The following is an 18,220-nucleotide window of genomic DNA, read 5'->3' on the forward strand; positions in this document are numbered from 1 at the left end:
GTAGGATACTGCGCAGTAGACGCTCGTAGGGAAGGGACCAAAGCTTATGACTACAGCTGAATCCGATCAGTCACATGACCCCGTTCGCCTGACCGCGTGGGTTCATGGATACGTTCAAGGCGTCGGATTCCGCTGGTGGACACGAAGCCAAGCCCTCGAACTCGGATTAGTGGGCTCTGCGACGAACTACTCCGACGGCCGAGTCCTCGTGTGCGCTGAAGGTGAGCGGGCGCCCGTCACCGAGCTCTTGGCGCGGTTGCGCGAAGAGCCCACGTCGACCAATCGCCCCGGTTCCGTCGATAATGTGGTGGAGTCGTGGGAAGAACCACGGGGCGGGTACCAAACGTTCGAAACTCGGTAACCATTACTCGGTAACCGCTAATTTGATCAACGGAATAGATTTACTGGCATGTACCTGAAGTCGCTGACCCTTAAAGGATTCAAGTCCTTTGCTTCGTCGACGACCTTAAAACTCGAACCCGGAATCTGCGCGGTCGTCGGGCCGAATGGGTCAGGAAAATCCAACGTTGTCGACGCCCTCGCATGGGTCATGGGGGAGCAAGGTGCCAAGTCTTTGCGCGGCGGAAGCATGGACGACGTCATCTTCGCCGGAACAGGCGCACGCAAACCCCTTGGTCGTGCCGAAGTCACCCTCACGATCGACAATTCCGACGGCGCTCTGCCGATCGACTATTCGGAAGTTTCCATTACCCGACGGGTGTTTCGCGACGGGGGCGGCGAATACGAAATAAATGGTGCTAGAGCCCGCTTGATGGATATCCAAGAGCTGCTCTCTGACTCGGGAATCGGCCGAGAGATGCACGTCATCGTGGGGCAGGGGCGGCTGTCCACCATCTTGGAATCCAAACCAGAGGACCGGCGAGCATATATCGAAGAAGCAGCCGGCGTCCTCAAGCATCGCCGCCGCAAAGACAAAGCCCAGCGCAAGCTCGTGTCGATGCAGGCCAATGTGGACCGGCTGCGCGACCTCACCACAGAACACGAACGACAACTCAAACCGCTGGCCAGGCAAGCGGAAGCGGCACAAAAAGCCGCGACAGTGCAGTCGGACCTTCGCGAAGCTCGCCTCAACCTCGCCGCGCACTCGCTGGTTACCGCGCGGGACGACGCCGACGAATTGACGCGCCGGGCCAATGAGGCGCGGGAGAAAGAAGAAGCCCTCGTCGAGAAGCTCGAGGAATTGCGCGAACACGTCGATGAACTGGAACATCGCGTTGCCGAGCTCGGGCCGCGGAGTGAAGAGGCCCAGCAGCTGTGGTTCCGGTTGTCATCGTTGTCAGAGCGGGTTACGGCGACCGGGCGTATTGCCGCCGATCGGGCCTCGGCGGATGATCAATCCGAGGACTACCACGGCCCGGACCCAGAGGATCTGGAAGCGCGGGCCCGCGAGGCCGCAGAGCGCGAAGAAGAGACCACTGCTGCGGTGGAAGAAGCAGCTGAGCGGTTAGAGACAATCCGCGAGCAGGTTGATGAAAAGGAAGAGAAAGCCCAGCAGGTTGAGAAAGAACACCTCGCTGCTCTGCGGGCTATTGCGGATCGTCGGGAAGGCGTCGCCCGTTTAGATGCCGCGGAAGATTCCGCACGCCAGCGGTTGGAGGCTGCGAATGACGACCTTCAACGCGCAACGAAGGCCGTGGATGCGGTTGTTCCGGCCCTAGCCCAGGCGAAAAGTGATGTTGATTCAGACCAAGCCGCCCTGCAGGACCACGATTCCCAGGCGGGGGCGATACTGGATCGGGTTAGTGAAGCCGAGCGCGATGTCGCGAGCGCGGATGATCGCCTCCGCGAACTCCGCGATACCGATCGAAACTACGAACGGTCCATTTCTGCACTTCAATCGCGCATCGACACCTTAGAAGCCACGGTTCGCCCCACCAACGGGGTCGCCTGGCTCCGCACGAATTCATCGGTGGAGTGGGGATCATTCGTCGACTCCGTCACCGTCGAACGGGGATGGGAAGCGGCCTTGTCCTCGACCCTGGGGGAGGCGGCTGAAGCCATCACCGCGCCGGGGGATACGTCGGAAAGCGTGGGTGAAGCCCTCGAATCGCTCGTCGCTGCCGACGCTGGCCGGGCGTGGATTATGGGCCAATCGCAGGAATCCACCTGGCGGTTGGATGCGGACCTTCCCGCCGGTTGCGAGTGGTTCTTAGACAAAGTGTCGGTGGATAGTGAATTCACCCACGCGGTGACTGGTCTGCTTGTCGACGTCGTTGCGGTCCCGTCGGTGGCCGCGGGGGTTGCGCTGGTTCGCGATGACGCCAGGCTGCGTGCTGTGACGAAGAGCGGTATCGTCATCGGCCCTGGTTGGATGAGCGGGGGTTCCGGTGAAGCCACGACCCTTGACATCAAGTCCTCCGTCGACCAGGCACAAGAAGAATTGGCGGACTACACGGCCAAGGCGAGGGAACTCGCGGGCACTATTGCCGGCGCAGAGACGACAGTGCAGGAACGACGAGACGCCTTGGGTGCCGCCCGTGCTGCGCACACCGAGTTCACCGCCGTGGCATCGAACCTCAAAGAGCGCGTGAGTACTGCGGAAGCAGCCGTCGAACGCCTGAAGAAGGAACTCCACGAGGTCCAGGAGAACCGCGCCCACGCCGAAGGGCGCATTGACAATATCCACGCCGAACTGGCCGACTTGGCTGATCGACGCTCCCGCATCGACGCGGAAATCAGTGACGCCGATGATTCCTCAGAGGAGTCGTCGGCAATCGCTCGGGATCAGGCCCACGAGGAACTGACCCAAGTGCGGGCGATGGAAACCGAGGCCCGGTTGGCGCTGCGTAGCGCCGAGGAACGCGCATCGGCGATCAAAGGCCAGGCGGAGAGGCTTCGCCGCCAAGCTGAGCACGAGCGGGCCCACCGACGTCGGCACGAAGAAGCACAGCGGGCTCGTCGGCGTGCACGGCAACGAGCAGCCCACATCGCGCAGTGGTGTGAAAGCCTGGCGAAACGGGTGGACACCGCAGTCCACAAGGCGGCCGAGGAGCGCGACACACTCCACGCGCGCATGTCGGAAGCCACGGCACAGCGGGGGCGCGCCCGGGACGCGTTGAGTGCCATCACGACGCAACGCGAACATGCGCTCAAAACGACGCACGATGCGGATGTTAAACGTGAAGCAGCGTTGGTGCGGGTGGAACAGGCTGAGAAGCACATCGTCGAGCAGCTTGGTCTCAATCCCGAGGACGTTGTGGCAAGCCAGGATCTGACCGACTTTGATCCCGCGTCGGAAAAGAAACGGCTGGCGTCCGCGGAGCGTGCCTTGAAACAGCTCGGCAAAGTTAACCCTTTGGCGCTGGAAGAATATAAGGCGCTGGAGGAGCGCTATTCATTCCTTTCCACCCAGCTCATGGATGTTGAGCAGGCGCGCGAGGACCTCCGCGGTGTGATTAAAGATGTCGACGCCACCATTTTGCAGCTCTTTACCGATGCCTGGGAGGATGTCCAAGCCGAATTCCCCCGGGTGTTCGAGACACTGTTCCCCGGCGGCGAAGGTCGGTTGTCCCTGACCGATCCCGATGACATCTTGACCACCGGTATTGAGGTCCACGCGCGGCCGCCAGGGAAGAGAGTGACGAGGCTATCGCTGCTTTCTGGGGGTGAAAAGTCCCTGACAGCACTAGCCTTATTGGTAGCGATCTTCCGCGCGCGGCCATCCCCGTTCTACGTCATGGATGAGGTAGAAGCAGCCCTGGATGATGTCAATCTCCGACGGTTGATCGCGCTCTTTGAAGAGCTCTGGGAAGACTCACAGTTGATTGTGATTACACACCAGAAACCGACGATGGACATTGCGAATGTGCTGTATGGCGTGACAATGCGCGGCGACGGGATGACACGTGTAATCTCTCAACGAATGAGCCCTCACTCCCAGCCAGTGAGCGACCCTGCTGTGGCTGGTTCAGCTCCCGGCACATCTGCTGGCTCAGCCGCCGGATCGGCAGCTGGTTCACCGGAAGTGTCGTGAGCTCACATGATCGGTGTACGTCGAATAATCGTGTAGCCACAATTGCGTCTTGGGAAGGATTACTCAGTTGTCAGGCGTTGACGCCCCCACGAGTTTTATTGCAGATTCCGCTGACCCCTTGTTGGGTTGGGCATCGACGACGGAGCTTGAGCTGTCTCGGCAGCTGTCAGACCTTGATTTCGCCGTCGAGGTCAACCTCAGTGGCGACGAGTTAGAGCGCCTGGACCGTTTCTGGGGTCGTTTTGTCACTCGTCAAATTTCTGCCGGAGCAGAGCTTTCCGCTGTTCTGGAGGCTTGCCCGGCCATTGTGGCGACGACGTTGGTGGGTCGCGCTGGACGCATCGCCGATTTAAGCAATTTCGATTCTGAGTATTGGGCTGGCCTGGGCGTACACCGCGATCTGGCCGAGCAGTTTTACGGGTGTTTCGACGGCCACGTGGCCGAGATTCTCTCTCGTGCGGGCCTCGATCCGATGGACATTGCTGCGTCGGGCTCCGATGGCGAGTTGGGCCGGCTTTTAGTGCACGCAACAATTCCGGCGGGGTGGATTCCGAGCCCCATCGCGCTCATCGACGAGGACCCCGATAACGTCACCGGTGCGTCGCTGACTGAGCATTTTGTCGAGACATCGCCGACGCGGCAGCTGGGGCCCCTCTGCACAGTGGCACCCGAGCGCGCCACCCGCTTATTCGACGACATCATCGAGTTCTATCGGTGGGCCGCCCAGCACCCGTACGAGGTCGACCAGTGGGCCGAATGGGGAGTGGGCAAAGATGGCTCCTATCGCGTCCCGCTACTGATTCTTGAAGATCTTGTCGACGAATTACGCGAACGCCCCGCGGGCACAGTCGACCGCTTATCGACGGTGGGGACGGCGTCGTGGGAGACGTCACCGCGCTTGGTCTACGACGTCAGCCGGGAGCGCGTGGTGCTTCGTTTGCCACAAATGCCCTTGGACGAAACCGTCGTTGAGCTGCGGTGGCGCGTCTCGATTGACGGTGAGGTCGTCGAGTACCGCACCGGCTACGACAATGACACGGAAGGATTCTCTGAAATCCTCGACGTCCCAGTGCGCAAAGCCGCCCGGGAAATCGTCGTCAAGGAAATTGTTCGTCGGGTCTCGTGGACAATCCCTGTGCTCTCTGAACCGTTCCTGGCGTTCACGATGCGCGGCCACAACGTGACGAGCAAGGTATCGCTGCACCATACGGACCTCATTGTGGTTTCGCCCGATGACGCGGAAATCGTCGACCCTGTCCGTGAGACGCCCTTACCCGCTGACGATGGAGTGGAGCTTCGGGGCTGGAATGGCTGGATCGCGCGGACCGTCGACGTTAATGATGCCGCGTCCTTCCAGGTGCGTCGCCCGGGGGAGCCTGCCGGCACGGCCTTGCGCAGTGTTGATCCTCGGCAGAGGGTGATTTTCACCGAGGGCGAGTTGTGCTCACACGTTCGGTCGGTCTCTGGGCTACCTGTTCATTCTGAAAGTCTGTTGGCGGAATTCCCGGCGACGCTGTCCGGTGCCGATGAGGTCTGGTATCTATCGATTTCGTCCTACGCTGGCCCTGGTCAGGCCGGTGTTGAAGTCACCCCTGCGGAACCTGTCGAGGTGCCCGCCGATGGTGGCGCCGTCTACGTGTTCGACCCCGATTTGTATGAATCGCCGTGGACGGGCGAATACATCGTTCGCTTGCGTGGTCCGCGGAATGAGTCCTTCCGCCACCGGTACGCGATCGTTCAAGGCCTGGTGACCTCCCTTGAGGACAACCACGGTTTCCGTATCCCGGTTGCCGGCGGGCTCTCACCGATGTCAGTCGAATTGGCGACGGAAAAGCCGGCGTCGATTGAACCGAACCCGGTTGAGGTCGGCGCGGATTCGGCGCGTGGATCGGCGACGGTGAGCACCGATGATGGCGATCTGCTTCCTATTGTGGTGACGCCTCCTCGGCTGCGCTTCCAAGTTCCCCTCAAGGGGGAGGAAGCCCGCTGGCGGTCAACGCCGCTGGTGTGCGCGGGTTCCGAGTTGAACGGCGAGATGTTCTTGCGTGTCCGCACGGGCAGTGAGCTCCACAAACCGGTGATTACCGCGAGGAATCACCACGGCTCCCCGGTGCGCACGAAGAAGATGTTCACGTGGGACGGCATGACCTGGCGCATCCCCTTGAAGGACTTTGCTTCTGCGCTGGCATCGCAGTCTGGCGGAAGCATCGAACTGAGCTGGGTCGATGAAGAGACGCGGAAGAGCACATCGGTTCGCCTTGTGACGTTGGCTCCCACGCCGGAATGGCAGATCGAGCTGAAAGACGACACCGTGGTGGTGTCAGCGGATAAAGCCCCGGGGGATGAGACGTCGGTTGCAGTGGTCAAGGGCTCGCCCGATGGCCGTCCGCTGGGTTTGTGGATGTGGCCGACGACGGCTCCGTGGCGCCGCGCCTTGAGTGCCCGTGTTGTCGAAGGTGAAGCGACTTTGCCCGAGGAGCTTCGCAACGTCGGGCCCCTGGTTGTTCAGGTGTATTGCGCGGATGTTAGTGAAAACTTGCGCGCGCCAGCACGCCCAGGCCCTCAAGCTGTCATGGTGGATCAGCCAGGATATGCGACGGGCCACGGGCTCGATTCGTTGAGCGCGTTCTTGGCCGGTGAATCGAAAGAAATCGAAGGCGGCGCCGAAACCTTCAGTTTGCTGTGGGACCTCCAAGCGGGCTGGATGTCGGATTCGCGGGCGTTCACCTCATTGCCTCGCGGTGCTGAAGTGGTCCGTGACGCCTTCCTGTCTAAGCCGAGTGTTGCGTTGGTCGGCTTGGCCCAATCGCTTGTCGACGCGTCGAAGCGTCCAAGTGTGTTGATCTCGAGCGGACTGGTGCGCTCGGCGTTCGATCCCACCGCGATTGATTCAGAGTCGTTGACTTCTCAAGGATCGGCGGCTCCGTGGATTGGTGCCTTGGGGGCCTTAGCTGAGGTTGAGCGCTGGGATGCGGCCATGGTTGCTGCGGAGGAAGCTGCCGAACAATCGTCCGAATCACCTGAGTCACCCGATGGCGACGCCGGCGACAATGGCGACGGCAAGGATTCGGCAAGCGACCTGGCTCCGGATCCCGACGTTACTCCTGCTCAAGGGCGAAATAATGCGTTGGAGAAACTCCGTTCCCTGGTCGGGGACCGCGCTGTCGAGGCGTTTACCACGGGGCGTGACCAGAGTTTGGACAACGCGTGCTTGGACCCCACGACTGTTCACATCGCGCGCATGCCCGAGGCTCAGCAGAAGGTCATTCTGCAGCAGTTCTTGGACAGTGCTGGGATCATGCCAGGCCCGATTAGCGAGGATAACTCCCGCTTGTTGGCCGTGTTGGAAACCTTCTCTCACCGCGAGGAGCTAACTCAGCTTCTGGGCGAAGAAGACCTCATGGTCACGGCTGCGAAACTGCTGAAGAGGATTCGACACAGCAATCGCCAGTTGTACGCGGCTGCGCGCGTCCGGTTCGATCGCCTAGAGGGCGTGGACACGGAATCCGTCGACAACCGGTGGGCGTTGGCTCCCATCGCCTCTCTCGTTTTTGCCTTGGCCGCGCGTTTGGAAGCTCACGGTGCAGGCAAAATGGGCGCCTTGTCCCCACAAGCAGTAGCAGGGTGGGCCCGTGTCGCTGAGATGCTGCCGGACCTCGTCGCCGGGGATATCGTCTCTGCCGATGCCATGGTGCTGGGTGTTGTCGGCCACAAAAGGAAGTAAATAGGCAGCAAATAGTACGACATCCTGTGGCTCCTTCTTCACAGTGCGACGGTTGCTGACATAATGGCCACTATGTCTCCTGTTGTGTTGTGGACCATTATCGGCGTTGTTGTTGTCCTGGTGCTCCTTGCGCTCCTCATTATTTTTGGGCTGCATAGGCGTAAAAAGAACACGGTGTCATTCGAAAGTAAGGCGAGTGACACCGAGGAGAAGAAGCGTCCCGATTCGGGCAATTACCAGCCAAAAGGCGGATTTAATTTCGCCGCTGGGCCTGCGACGGGGCACAAACCGTCACAGGCCGACGTCGTCGCCGGTGAATTTGGGCAAACAAAACAGGCTAAAAAAGAACCGGAACCAGTTTCTGCCGAAAATAGCTCCTCGACGAGCAAACAGGCTGCTGAGCCAGAAACTAGTGCTCACGCAGAAAAACCTGCACCCCAATCAACTGAGCCTGCCGACGATAGTCGTGCCGACGAGGCGCCGAAGAGTCCTGATGATCACGTTGCTGGCGTGACGGAATCTCCGGAAACCGTTGATCGCGAGCAGGATGAGCCGGTTGTTCCTCCTGCCGACGAAGCAGTCGACGATTCGGCTGGCAAGGCCGATGAAGCTGATACGGCCGGCAAGACTGAGGCAGCCGATCAGGAATCCGAAAAGGAAACGCAAGAAACGAAGGCGTCGGCGGACAGCGAGAACGCCGTTGAAGACGACAAGACGGAGCCGTCAGCACAGCCGGTAGAGACAGAGTCTTCCGCGGAACCAGTCGTTGCGGCATCGTCCGCGCAAACCGCCGAAGCTGAGGACTCGTCGGCACAACAGGAACCGGCGTCGGATAGCAGTGAGCTCTCGGAGAGCGACCTCACTGAGAAAGAGAAGACCGAAGCTGAAGAGGCTGCTGCTGCAGCGCAGTCGGTTGCTGTCGGTGCGGAAGCCGCTGCTGACCTTGCGCGTCAGAGCACCGAGACCGAGGAACGCCCGTCGTCCACGGAACCCACCGATGAAGGCACCGCGGCTGTCGCTGAGGCTGAGCCGAAGGAGCCCGCAGAAACTCCCGAGCCCGTCGACGGGCGTATTCACCGTTTGCGCGGGCGGCTGTCGCGTTCTCAGAACGCCATCGGTAAAGGCGTTTTAGGAATTCTCGGCGGCGGCGATCTTGACGAGGATGCATGGGAAGACGTCGAAGACACACTTGTCATGGCGGACCTGGGTACTGCGGCCACTATGAAAGTGGTCGATTCCCTGCGGGAGAAAATCGCTTCTCAGGGTGTTTCGTCAGAGCAGGAGGCGCGAGCTTTGCTCCGCCAGGCTTTGATCGAGTCGTGCCACCCGGAGATGGATCGTTCTATCCGTGCGATGCCGTATGAGGGCAAGCCGGCTGTGATTCTCGTTGTTGGTGTGAATGGCACGGGCAAGACGACGACGGCCGGAAAGCTGGCACGAGTGTTGACGGCCATGGGCCACAGCGTGCTCTTGGGTGCTGCGGATACCTTCCGTGCCGCGGCGGCCGATCAGCTTGAAGCATGGGGGAGTCGCGTTAATGCCCGCACTGTGCGTGGCCCTGAGGGTGCCGATCCCGCATCGGTGGCATTCGACGCGGTAGCCGCCGGCGTTGCTGATCACGCGGATGTCGTTGTGTTGGATACCGCAGGCCGGCTCCACACGAAGAACAACTTGATGGATCAGCTGGGCAAAGTGAAGCGCGTCGTCGAAAAGAAGGCTGTCGTGGATGAAGTCCTTCTTGTTCTCGACGCGACCGTCGGCCAGAATGGTCTGGTCCAGGCCCGCATCTTTGCGGAAACAGTGGACATCACTGGTGTGGTCTTGACGAAGTTGGATGGCACGGCCAAGGGCGGAATTGTCTTCCAAGTGCAGGAAGAGCTCGGCGTTCCGGTGAAGATGGTTGGCCTGGGGGAGGGTGTCGACGATTTAGCCCCGTTTGAGGTTGAGGGATTCGTTGACGCACTGCTCGGGTAAGAATATGGCCGTGGCCGGCGACGATCGAGTATCAACCGGCCGCGTCAGCACCCGAATAGGTCAGCCTAAAAAACTCATTCTGCAACCTATGCTTTTCAGATGAAATAATATATCGTGTTCCAACGAAACACTTTGTAGGCCGTTGTGTAGTGGGCCGTGCGGACTAGTGCGGCGCCTGAACCAGGGCGCCTTTCTGTGTGTTAGGCCAGTTCCACTGCTGTGTAGCGAACTGCGTTGGCACATGGAAACTCCCCGCCCGTAAAAAGAAGAGAAGTGAAATGTCCTTAGCTAAAAAGCTCTCTGCCCTCGTCGGTGTTCTTGCTGTTGGTGCCGGTGCAGCCGTAGCTGCTCACCCAGCCGAAGCTGAGGGAGACTCCAATATTGTGCTGTTGGGTGATTCGTACATGGCCACCACAAACCAGCTGGCTCTCCTCAATGACCACATTCAAGCAGCCATTCCCGTCGCTCCCCGGTTTGCTCCTGTCACGGGTTCAGCTGCTTCCGGCTGCCCCATCGACCAGCACGATGTCGGCTCTGTTCTGCAGTCTATTTCGGGCCGAAAAGTTGAGAACTACGCATGTTCAGGTGCGACGTTGGCCGCTGCGCCGACTCAAACTAACTTGAACCCCAATCGCCTGGATACCTTGGTGACCAAGGCGATCGACAGCGGAGCATTGAACCCGAATACCCAGGCTGTTCCGATTCTGATCGGTATCAATGATTTCTACAAGACCGGGTACGCGTGGAGCTTCACCCCTGAGGATCCTGCTCACGAGGCTGAAGCTGGCGCAGAGCTGGACAAGGCTGCTCATCGTATCCGTGAAGCTGCTCCGAACGCCAAGCTGATCTTCTTGTCCTACCCCCAGCTCACTGCGCCTGACGATCCGAATATGATGTGCTGGATTCAGGCTGGCGATGCTCGTCCGTTCAACACTCCGGGCTTCGGTTTCCAGAACGCTTTCAACATTATTAAGCGCCAGCAGTCGTCGGCTGCAGAGCGTAACGGCGGCACCTACCTCGACATGGCCGAATCGACTGTGGGGCACAGTACGTGTGCTCCCGGTCGGGAAAACTGGGTTTCCGGCTTGATTGAGACCAACGGCAACAACGCTGCAATGTCCATGCACATGACCTACCAAGGTGTAGACAACATGGCGCAGCAGATTACGGCCAGGCTCTAAGCTAAAGCCCTAACAAGCTGGCGCGCTACACATAACCCCGGGTGTTCATCACCTGGGGTTTTCGCGTATGCCATCACGTAACCCCGAAATCACGCTGCGCAGCTATTCCGTCGCGCTGTTAAGCCCGCGCTGTTCTAACGCGTCCTTGTCGTATTGCGTGACAAATCTCCGCTGCAAACTCCAGCGAATATTTCCCTCGTAACAAAAGCGAAACAATGTGGGTTTTATTTCACACGAATGAAACGTCATACTGCGACGTCGGAAACACGAGATAACCATGCTTTTCCTGTAGGCATCACCTCCTTGCCCGTGGAGTGAAAACTCATAATCACTGTCGACGTGCCGAGCGTGAATGCCCCGAATAATTATCTGCCCACAATCAGGCTTCCCGCTTGAGGTGGCGACGCACGCGAATATCGTCCCATTTGCGCTGCTAGCCCCTGCGTGGAGTCCTGCGAGAGGAGTCTCGTGTGCTCGTCGACCAAGTAGTTCTTGCCGCTTCGGCAATGGAGAGTGGTGTGACGGCTGGCAATTCCGCGTGGATGCTCATTAGCGCGTCCCTGGTGTTGTTAATGACGCCAGCCGTCGCCTTTTTCTATGGCGGAATGTCACGCCAAAAGTCCACCCTCAATATGATGATGATGTCATTCGGGGCTCTCGGGGCAATCGGAGTTATTTATGTGCTGTGGGGATACTCGATGTCGTATTCCAGCGGCGACATCGGCGGCATCTTCGCCAACCCATTCACCAACTTCGGGCTGCGAGGAATTCTCCCCTCCGACGACGGAACATTCCCCACGGGTAGCAATGGGTACCCCGAAATTATCGACGTCGCGTTCCAGCTGACCTTCGCGGTGATCACGGTAGCGCTCATCTCTGGTTCGCTTGCCAACCGTGTGAAATTCTCCACCTGGCTCGTGTTTTCAGTGCTGTGGGTCACTTTCGCCTTCTTCCCTTTGGCCCACATGGTGTGGGGTGGGGGCTTGTTGTCCGACTCCGAACACAGCATTGCTGCATGGTTATTCGGGACGACGATGGACGACGGCGAGAAAGTCGCGAAAATCGCCCCTATCGACTTCGCAGGTGGAACAGTGGTCCACATCAACGCCGGTGTTGCAGGCCTCATGTTGGCCCTCATCGTCGGCAAATCGCGTGACTTCTTGAAAGCCCCGCAGCGCCCCCACAACCTTCCCCTCACCATGATCGGCACGACGTTCCTGTGGTTCGGCTGGTTCGGCTTTAACGCCGGATCCGCCTTCGCCGCCGACGGCAGTGCTGCTCTGGCATGGGTCAACACGACGGTCGCAGCCTGCGCTGCCATGATGGCCTGGCTTGCCGTCGAGCGTATACGAGACGGACACGCCACCTCCTTAGGTGCGGCATCCGGCGTCGTCGCTGGACTGGTTGCCATCACCCCGGCCTGCGGAAACTTGACACCCGTGACGTCGATCATCCTCGGTGCTGTCGCTGGCGTGGTGTCAGCTTACGGAGTCGGCCTCAAGTACAAACTCAAGTTTGATGACTCCTTAGACGTCGTCGGTGTTCACCTTCTATCCGGTATTTGGGGAACGGTCGGCGTCGGCCTGCTAGCCAAAGACCACGCCGGGCTGTTCACCGGCGGCGGTGCAGATGGCTTCCGGTTATTCATCATTCAGGTGGTCATCGCCGTTGTCGCGATGGTGTTCACGGCGATCATCACCACAATCATCGGAACGATTCTCTCTGCTGCGATGGGCTGGCGTATCGACGATTCCGCTGAACGAGGCGGAATTGACTTCGCCATGCACAGCGAGACCGCTTATGACTTCGTCGGGATGGACATTCGATAGGCGTTGTTGATCCGGCGAATGGCGTACGGTGTATGGGCACAAGAAACAGATTTAACCCAGAGCTACAGAGAGACCGAGCAGGAATAAGGAGGAGATGATCGTGAAGCTTGTCACCGCTATTGTGAAGCCTTTTACGCTCACCGACATTAAGGAGTCCTTGGAAAGTATCGGCGTGCGCGGCATGACGGTTACCGAGGTCCAAGGATTTGGACAGCAAAAAGGGCATACCGAGGTTTATCGCGGGGCTGAATATGCCGTTGACTTCGTCTCAAAAATAAAGATCGAAGTTGTTGTGTCGGACGATTTGTACTCCGACGTCATTGAAGCAATTATTTCCGCATCTCGTACCGGAAAGATCGGCGACGGGAAGATTTGGGTAACACCGGTCGACGATGTTGCGCGAGTCCGGACGGCGGAACGCGGTGAGGACGCTGTATAACAAGTGGGCGTAACAAGTAGAGGACAGCGATTGGCCGGGGTGCGGCACGAACCAAGTGCGCCTTCAGGGCAGCTGACTGGGAGTAACTCAGCCACGCGTAATGTAGATGGCCTTCCGTCGTCGCCGGCGTCGGTTCGCAAGGCAGTCACGGCCTCCTATGAGGAGATGCTCAGTCAGTGCGACTTGCCGGATGGTTTCGCGCTGTGTGGAACGGGGTCTTTTGCTCGTCGCGAAATGACTCACTATTCCGATCTCGATGTGACGCTGCTCCACGCGGATGGCATTAAGTCGGATGTGGTGGCCTCGGTCGCGGAGTCGGTGTGGTACCCGCTTTGGGATCGCAACATTCCGCTTGATCATTCTGTGCGGACCGTGTCGGGCATGATCTCGACGGCATCAGCGGACATGACCGCCGCGCTATCGTTGGTGGACCTTCGTTTCGTCACCGGCGACGAAGAACTCGCCAGCTCCGCCAGGGCGAAAACCATGGCGGATTGGCGGTCCTCCATCCCTCAACGCTTCGACTCCCTGGTTGCCTCCGCAGCGTCGCGGTGGCACCGCTCTGGGTCGGTTGTCGCGATGACCCGGCCAGATCTCAAGCACGGCCGCGGGGGACTTCGTGACGCACAGCTGTTGCGTGCGCTCGCCCTCGCGCAGGTGGCCAATGCCACGGTGTCCGATACGGACTACCAGCTGTTATTAGACGTACGCACACTCTTGCATGATTCCGTCCGTCGTGCCCGCGACATTCTGGATCCCGAGTTTGCCGCCGATATCGCCGTCGCCATGGGGCGCGGTGACCGATACGCGTTATCCGAAGAAGTCGCCGCCGCGGCACGAAACATCGACGCCGCATTGACTATTGGCTTTTCGACGGCACGCGCGGCGTTACCGTCACGCACGGCCCTTCGCCGCCCCATCCGTCGTCCTCTGGACGAAGGCGTGGTGGATCATAATGGGCAGATCGCTTTAGCTCGCTCGGTGAAGATGGATGATCCCGGCCTTCCTCTACGCGTAGCAGCGACCGCCACGCGAACTGGTCTCCCCGTCGGTGAAGCCGTATGGACGCGCCTGGAGTCCTGCCCCCGGCTGCCCGAGCCCTGGCCGTCGTCGGCACTCTCTGATTTTTGTGCGGTCCTCGCGGGCGGGGATCGAACTAACGACGTCGTCGAAGCCATGGATCGGCATGACCTCTGGGAGCCCATCGTGCCAGGTTGGCGCCGTATTCGCGGAGTCATGCCGCGCGAACGAACCCACGTGTTGACCTTGGATAAGCACGCGCTCGCTGTGGTGAAGCAAGCGGCGGAGAACACGATTCATGTGCCTCGCCCCGATCTGCTCCTGCTTGCTGCTTTGTATCACGATCTGGGCAAGCAAACGGGGGATGAGGATCAACCCGAGGACCACAGCGTGGTGGGTGCTCGGATGGTCAAAGATGCTGCGCGGCGCATGGGCCTCAATCCTGCTGATGTTCGCGTGCTGGAAGTGTTGGTTGCGCACCACACGGATCTCATGCGGCTGGCTCTGAACCGGGATCCCAATGATCCGGAGACCGCGCGTGAGCTGGTCGATTGCGTCGATAGCATCCCATTGGTTCTCGATCTTCTCGAGGTGCTCACCGCGTGCGATGCTCAGGGGACCGGCCCTACCGTGTGGACCCCGCGAGCAGCCGCTTCTGTCCGACGCCTCGCCCGCGTGGCTCGGTCGCAGATGCGGATTGCACCGGTGCAGCACCCTGACTTCGCGGCCGACGTCGTTGATTTGAAGGAGACTTCTGCGCCGGTCGAAATGCAGGATGACAAGCACTTTTGGCGCTTAATCCTTGACGACGACGACCCGTCGGCGCTCCAGCGTGTGATCAACCTGATGCTGGAACGCAAATGGCACATCCTGCAAGCCCGCATCATGTGTGACGAGCCCACCGACAAGGGGTTGACCCAGACCGTCGCGATGTTTGCCCTGCATCCGGTGCATGAGGGCAAGCCCGATAACTCCGTTCTTCAGTCGCTCTATGCGCAACAGAAGTCCCGACAAACGCGTCTTCCTTTCACCAAAGATGATGCTGAACTGGTGTGGAATGGCGATATTCTCGAGGTTCGTGCCCGGGATCGTTTAGGTGTTTTGGCTGCGGTGATTGGTGCTCTACCGGAGCTTCGCTGGGCAACAGTCTCGACGTTTGCCGATACGGTCGTCGATCAGTTCGGTGTGAAGCCGGGGCTCACCCGTAAAGAGAAGGACGCTGCGGTGATGCGGATTAGGCACGCCCTCGGTGATTGACGCATCGGAACCCGGGTGCGGGGTAGTGGTTGCCCGCGACGGTAAAAGGCGTTATCGGTGGGCCCGGTAGAGCACCGTTATCAGTGAGCACCGTGCAGCTGGGGCTATGCCGCCGTCCGATCGCGGGATTGTTCTGATTCTTGTGCCATTGCCATTGCTAGTCAGGTACGTTATTTACCTAAAATAATTAGTTTTAGTGATGGATACGCGATAGGTGTCACGCTTTTTCAGCATTTCTCCAGTAAAGTTTTATTTCCGCTATGCTTTGTGTGGAGATTTTCCAGAAAGGTGGTTTTTGTGGCACACCACCGTCGTGATAGCCGACAGCCGGGGCGCGAGGCCCGTGTCACATGGTCGCCCTCCGATGGTCGTCATGATCGCCGTACCAACCAGGGCCCGGAGAGCGCGTCGACGACCCACAGTCGTCACTCTCGTGAGCAACAAGCACGACCTCCTCACACTGCACAACCCCGTCAGTCATATCCCCGTCAGAACCGGGGGACAGAGTACCCCCAGCGATACACGCGGGGACGTTTAGACCGCAACGGGCGTCGCTTACCCAGCGACAATTTTTATTCCATACGGGCAGAAGCGCTGGCAGAGGCCCGCCGACGTCGCCCCGAAGCAGATTTCCTCACCCGTGACTCCTCATCTTTCACCCGTGAATCATCGTCTGATCGCGATGCCGGCGCCACCCGGGAAACTCACCACAACCGAGTAGACAGGGCGTCCACCTCGGCCGGTCATCGTGCCCGGCCGACGTCACAAGCTCAGCGGCCCTCACAGGCGCCCCAACCCACGCGCGCACCACGCTCACACCAGGGCAACCGCCGTCGCACGAAAGCTCAACCCACCCGCGTGTCACTCACACTTCCCGGTGGCCGGATCTTGGGGTTGGACGGCCTTCGCGCTATCGCAATTCTGTCGGTCCTCCTCTTCCACCTCGATCCCGATCTGCTACCCGGCGGGTTCATGGGCGTCGACGTCTTCTTCGTCGTCTCAGGGTTCTTGATCACGACGCTCCTAATCCGCGAACGCCACAAAACGGGTCACTCCAATTTGGCGAATTTCTGGATCCGACGTGCGCGCAGGCTCATCCCGGCGCTGGTCAGCCTCATCATCATCGTCGTCCCGCTCACCTGGCTGTGCACGCGCTGGGCCGAACAAGCCCAGGACCTGTTGGTACGCATTGCTCCGCAGATAATCGGGGTCTTGACGTTCTCCTACAACTGGGTCGAAATCGCTGCCGGGTCGTCCTACTTCACCCGCAACGTCCCACAGTTATTCATGAACTTCTGGTCACTGGCCGTGGAAGAACAGTTCTACCTGTTGTGGCCCTGGGTATTCGTCTGGATAGCTCGACGACAGTTCGCCCGACGTCGGGTCTCATTCTCCCTGCTGATCGTCGCCGCCGCATCTGCCGTCGCCATGGCAGTTCTCTTCAGCCCGGATTCGTCGACGCGCGTGTATTACGGAACGGACACTCACCTCTTCGGACTCATGATCGGCGCCGCCTTAGCCTTTGAGGCATCGCGTGCCGACGGTGGTTTCATCACAACCCGGTTCTGGTCCGCGGTGGGACCGATCCTTGGCTGGCTCTCGTGCGCCGGATTAATCGTCCTCATGATCATCATTGGCGACGGCTCAGCCGAGGCTTTCCACGGTGGCATTGCCGTGGCCAACGTCCTGACCGCGATCATGATCGCCAGTTTTCTGGTCAATCGCGGTGGCTTGGTCCAGCTGATGTCATCCGGCCCCGCGTCGTGGTTGGGTGATCGGTCCTACGCGGTCTATCTCTGGCACTGGCCGCTGATCATCCTTGCGCAAATCGTCATCCCGACACCGGATAACAGCGCAGCGTCATGGGCTGTGCGGTTGGGTGCCGTCGTCGTCACGTTTATTGTGTGTGAGATTTCCCTGCGGTACTTGGAAACTCCCATCAGGCGCTTAGGGTTCCGTGGCGCATGGGCAGCCTTTTGCGGGCTCTTCGTTAAACGTCCGGATACGCACAACGACGATCGTCGGACCTCGGCACGTCGGGCACCCACGAAATCACGGCGTGTTCGCTTAACACCGGCCGCTGTGGCAACCCTGATCGTTCCCGTCGCGTTGGCCGCATGCACAGTATCCGTGGCCTCGACTGCGCCCGATAAAACACTCGTCGAACAGAAAATCACCGAAAACGAACACCTCGTCAATACTGGCGACGGCACCTCCGCGGGAGATGGCGCTGGCGCGACGGGTGGGCAGGGGACAGACCGCTCGGACACGGTCGACTACACCCCGCCAGAGGGCAAGGACACGACCATGTTTGGTGATTCGATGCTGGTCACGACGGCCCCTGAGATTGTCAAGGACTATCCGGGTGTGGATATTGTTGCGCAGTCGGAGCGTGCGTGGGAGCAAGCTATTCCGATCATGCAGGACATGGAGCGCCAGGGGAAGATCCGACGCGCCGTCGTTATTGCGCTGGGGACCAACTGGGGTGTTCGCGATCCTCAGGCTGTCGAGCAGGAAATCGACGAGATTCAGCGTGGGCGGACCGTGGTTCTGGTCAACACGTATGGTGCTGGCTGGGAACCGCAGGTGACGGATGAGTACCAAAAGATAGCGGCGAAATATCCGAACGTGACTGTCGCGGGCTGGTCCGAAGTGGCAGCCAAGCACACGGGCGATCTGCAATCTGATGGAATTCACCCGGATTATGGGGCAATGCCTATTTTTGTGGATTGCATTAAACAGGCATTTTCCACGCTTGCTTACAACAAGAAATAGGGCCTAGTTCATAGGGCCGAGTGCATA

General features: G+C 59.6%; 9 protein-coding genes. All 9 read left to right on the forward strand.

Going from position 1 to position 18,220, the window contains the following annotated elements; genetic code table 11:
• Window positions 1-46: 46 nt before the first annotated feature.
• The 9 genes from ACWORE_RS02190 to ACWORE_RS02230 all read left to right on the forward strand — a co-directional run bounded on the left by ACWORE_RS02190 (window position 47) and on the right by ACWORE_RS02230 (window position 18,193).
• Window positions 47-361 carry an acylphosphatase gene (locus ACWORE_RS02190; protein ID WP_296135895.1) on the forward strand — a complete coding sequence of 105 codons (315 nt, stop codon included), beginning with the start codon at window positions 47-49 and terminating at the stop codon, window positions 359-361.
• A gap of 48 nt (window positions 362-409) precedes the next feature.
• Window positions 410-3,994, forward strand: a complete 3,585-nt coding sequence (smc, locus tag ACWORE_RS02195) for a chromosome segregation protein SMC (RefSeq protein WP_455302333.1) — start codon at window positions 410-412, stop codon at window positions 3,992-3,994.
• Window positions 3,995-4,061: 67 nt separating this feature from the next.
• Entirely contained in the window at window positions 4,062-7,718 is a 3,657-nt protein-coding gene (locus ACWORE_RS02200) for a hypothetical protein (protein WP_455302335.1), read from the forward strand.
• Window positions 7,719-7,790: 72 nt separating this feature from the next.
• On the forward strand, window positions 7,791-9,692 hold the full coding sequence (gene ftsY, locus ACWORE_RS02205) for a signal recognition particle-docking protein FtsY (RefSeq protein ID WP_455302336.1): 1,902 nt from the start codon (window positions 7,791-7,793) through the stop codon (window positions 9,690-9,692).
• Window positions 9,693-9,970: 278 nt separating this feature from the next.
• Complete coding sequence (locus ACWORE_RS02210) at window positions 9,971-10,873, forward strand: GDSL-type esterase/lipase family protein (RefSeq protein WP_455302337.1); 903 nt, start codon at window positions 9,971-9,973, stop codon at window positions 10,871-10,873.
• A gap of 506 nt (window positions 10,874-11,379) precedes the next feature.
• Window positions 11,380-12,702, forward strand: coding sequence for an ammonium transporter (locus ACWORE_RS02215; RefSeq protein ID WP_455302594.1), 1,323 nt, complete (start codon window positions 11,380-11,382; stop codon window positions 12,700-12,702).
• Between the two features lie 100 nt (window positions 12,703-12,802).
• Entirely contained in the window at window positions 12,803-13,141 is a 339-nt protein-coding gene (locus ACWORE_RS02220) for a P-II family nitrogen regulator (RefSeq protein WP_046202722.1), read from the forward strand.
• A gap of 3 nt (window positions 13,142-13,144) precedes the next feature.
• Entirely contained in the window at window positions 13,145-15,418 is a 2,274-nt protein-coding gene (locus ACWORE_RS02225) for a [protein-PII] uridylyltransferase (protein ID WP_455302338.1), read from the forward strand.
• 297 nt (window positions 15,419-15,715) lie between these two features.
• Entirely contained in the window at window positions 15,716-18,193 is a 2,478-nt protein-coding gene (locus ACWORE_RS02230) for an acyltransferase family protein (RefSeq protein WP_455302339.1), read from the forward strand.
• The last annotated feature ends 27 nt before the right edge of the window (window positions 18,194-18,220 follow it).

Source organism: Corynebacterium sp. c7Ub_26 (assembly GCF_053760365.1).

Excerpts from the sequence above, each read along its gene's own strand:
- ACWORE_RS02190 (WP_296135895.1), top strand. The coding sequence starts at position 47 with ATGACTACAGCTGAATCCGATCAGTCACATGACCCCGTTCGCCTGACC.
- ftsY (WP_455302336.1), top strand. The coding sequence starts at position 7,791 with ATGTCTCCTGTTGTGTTGTGGACCATTATCGGCGTTGTTGTTGTCCTG.
- ACWORE_RS02210 (WP_455302337.1), top strand. The coding sequence starts at position 9,971 with ATGTCCTTAGCTAAAAAGCTCTCTGCCCTCGTCGGTGTTCTTGCTGTT.
- smc (WP_455302333.1), top strand. The coding sequence starts at position 410 with ATGTACCTGAAGTCGCTGACCCTTAAAGGATTCAAGTCCTTTGCTTCG.
- ACWORE_RS02215 (WP_455302594.1), top strand. The coding sequence starts at position 11,380 with ATGGAGAGTGGTGTGACGGCTGGCAATTCCGCGTGGATGCTCATTAGC.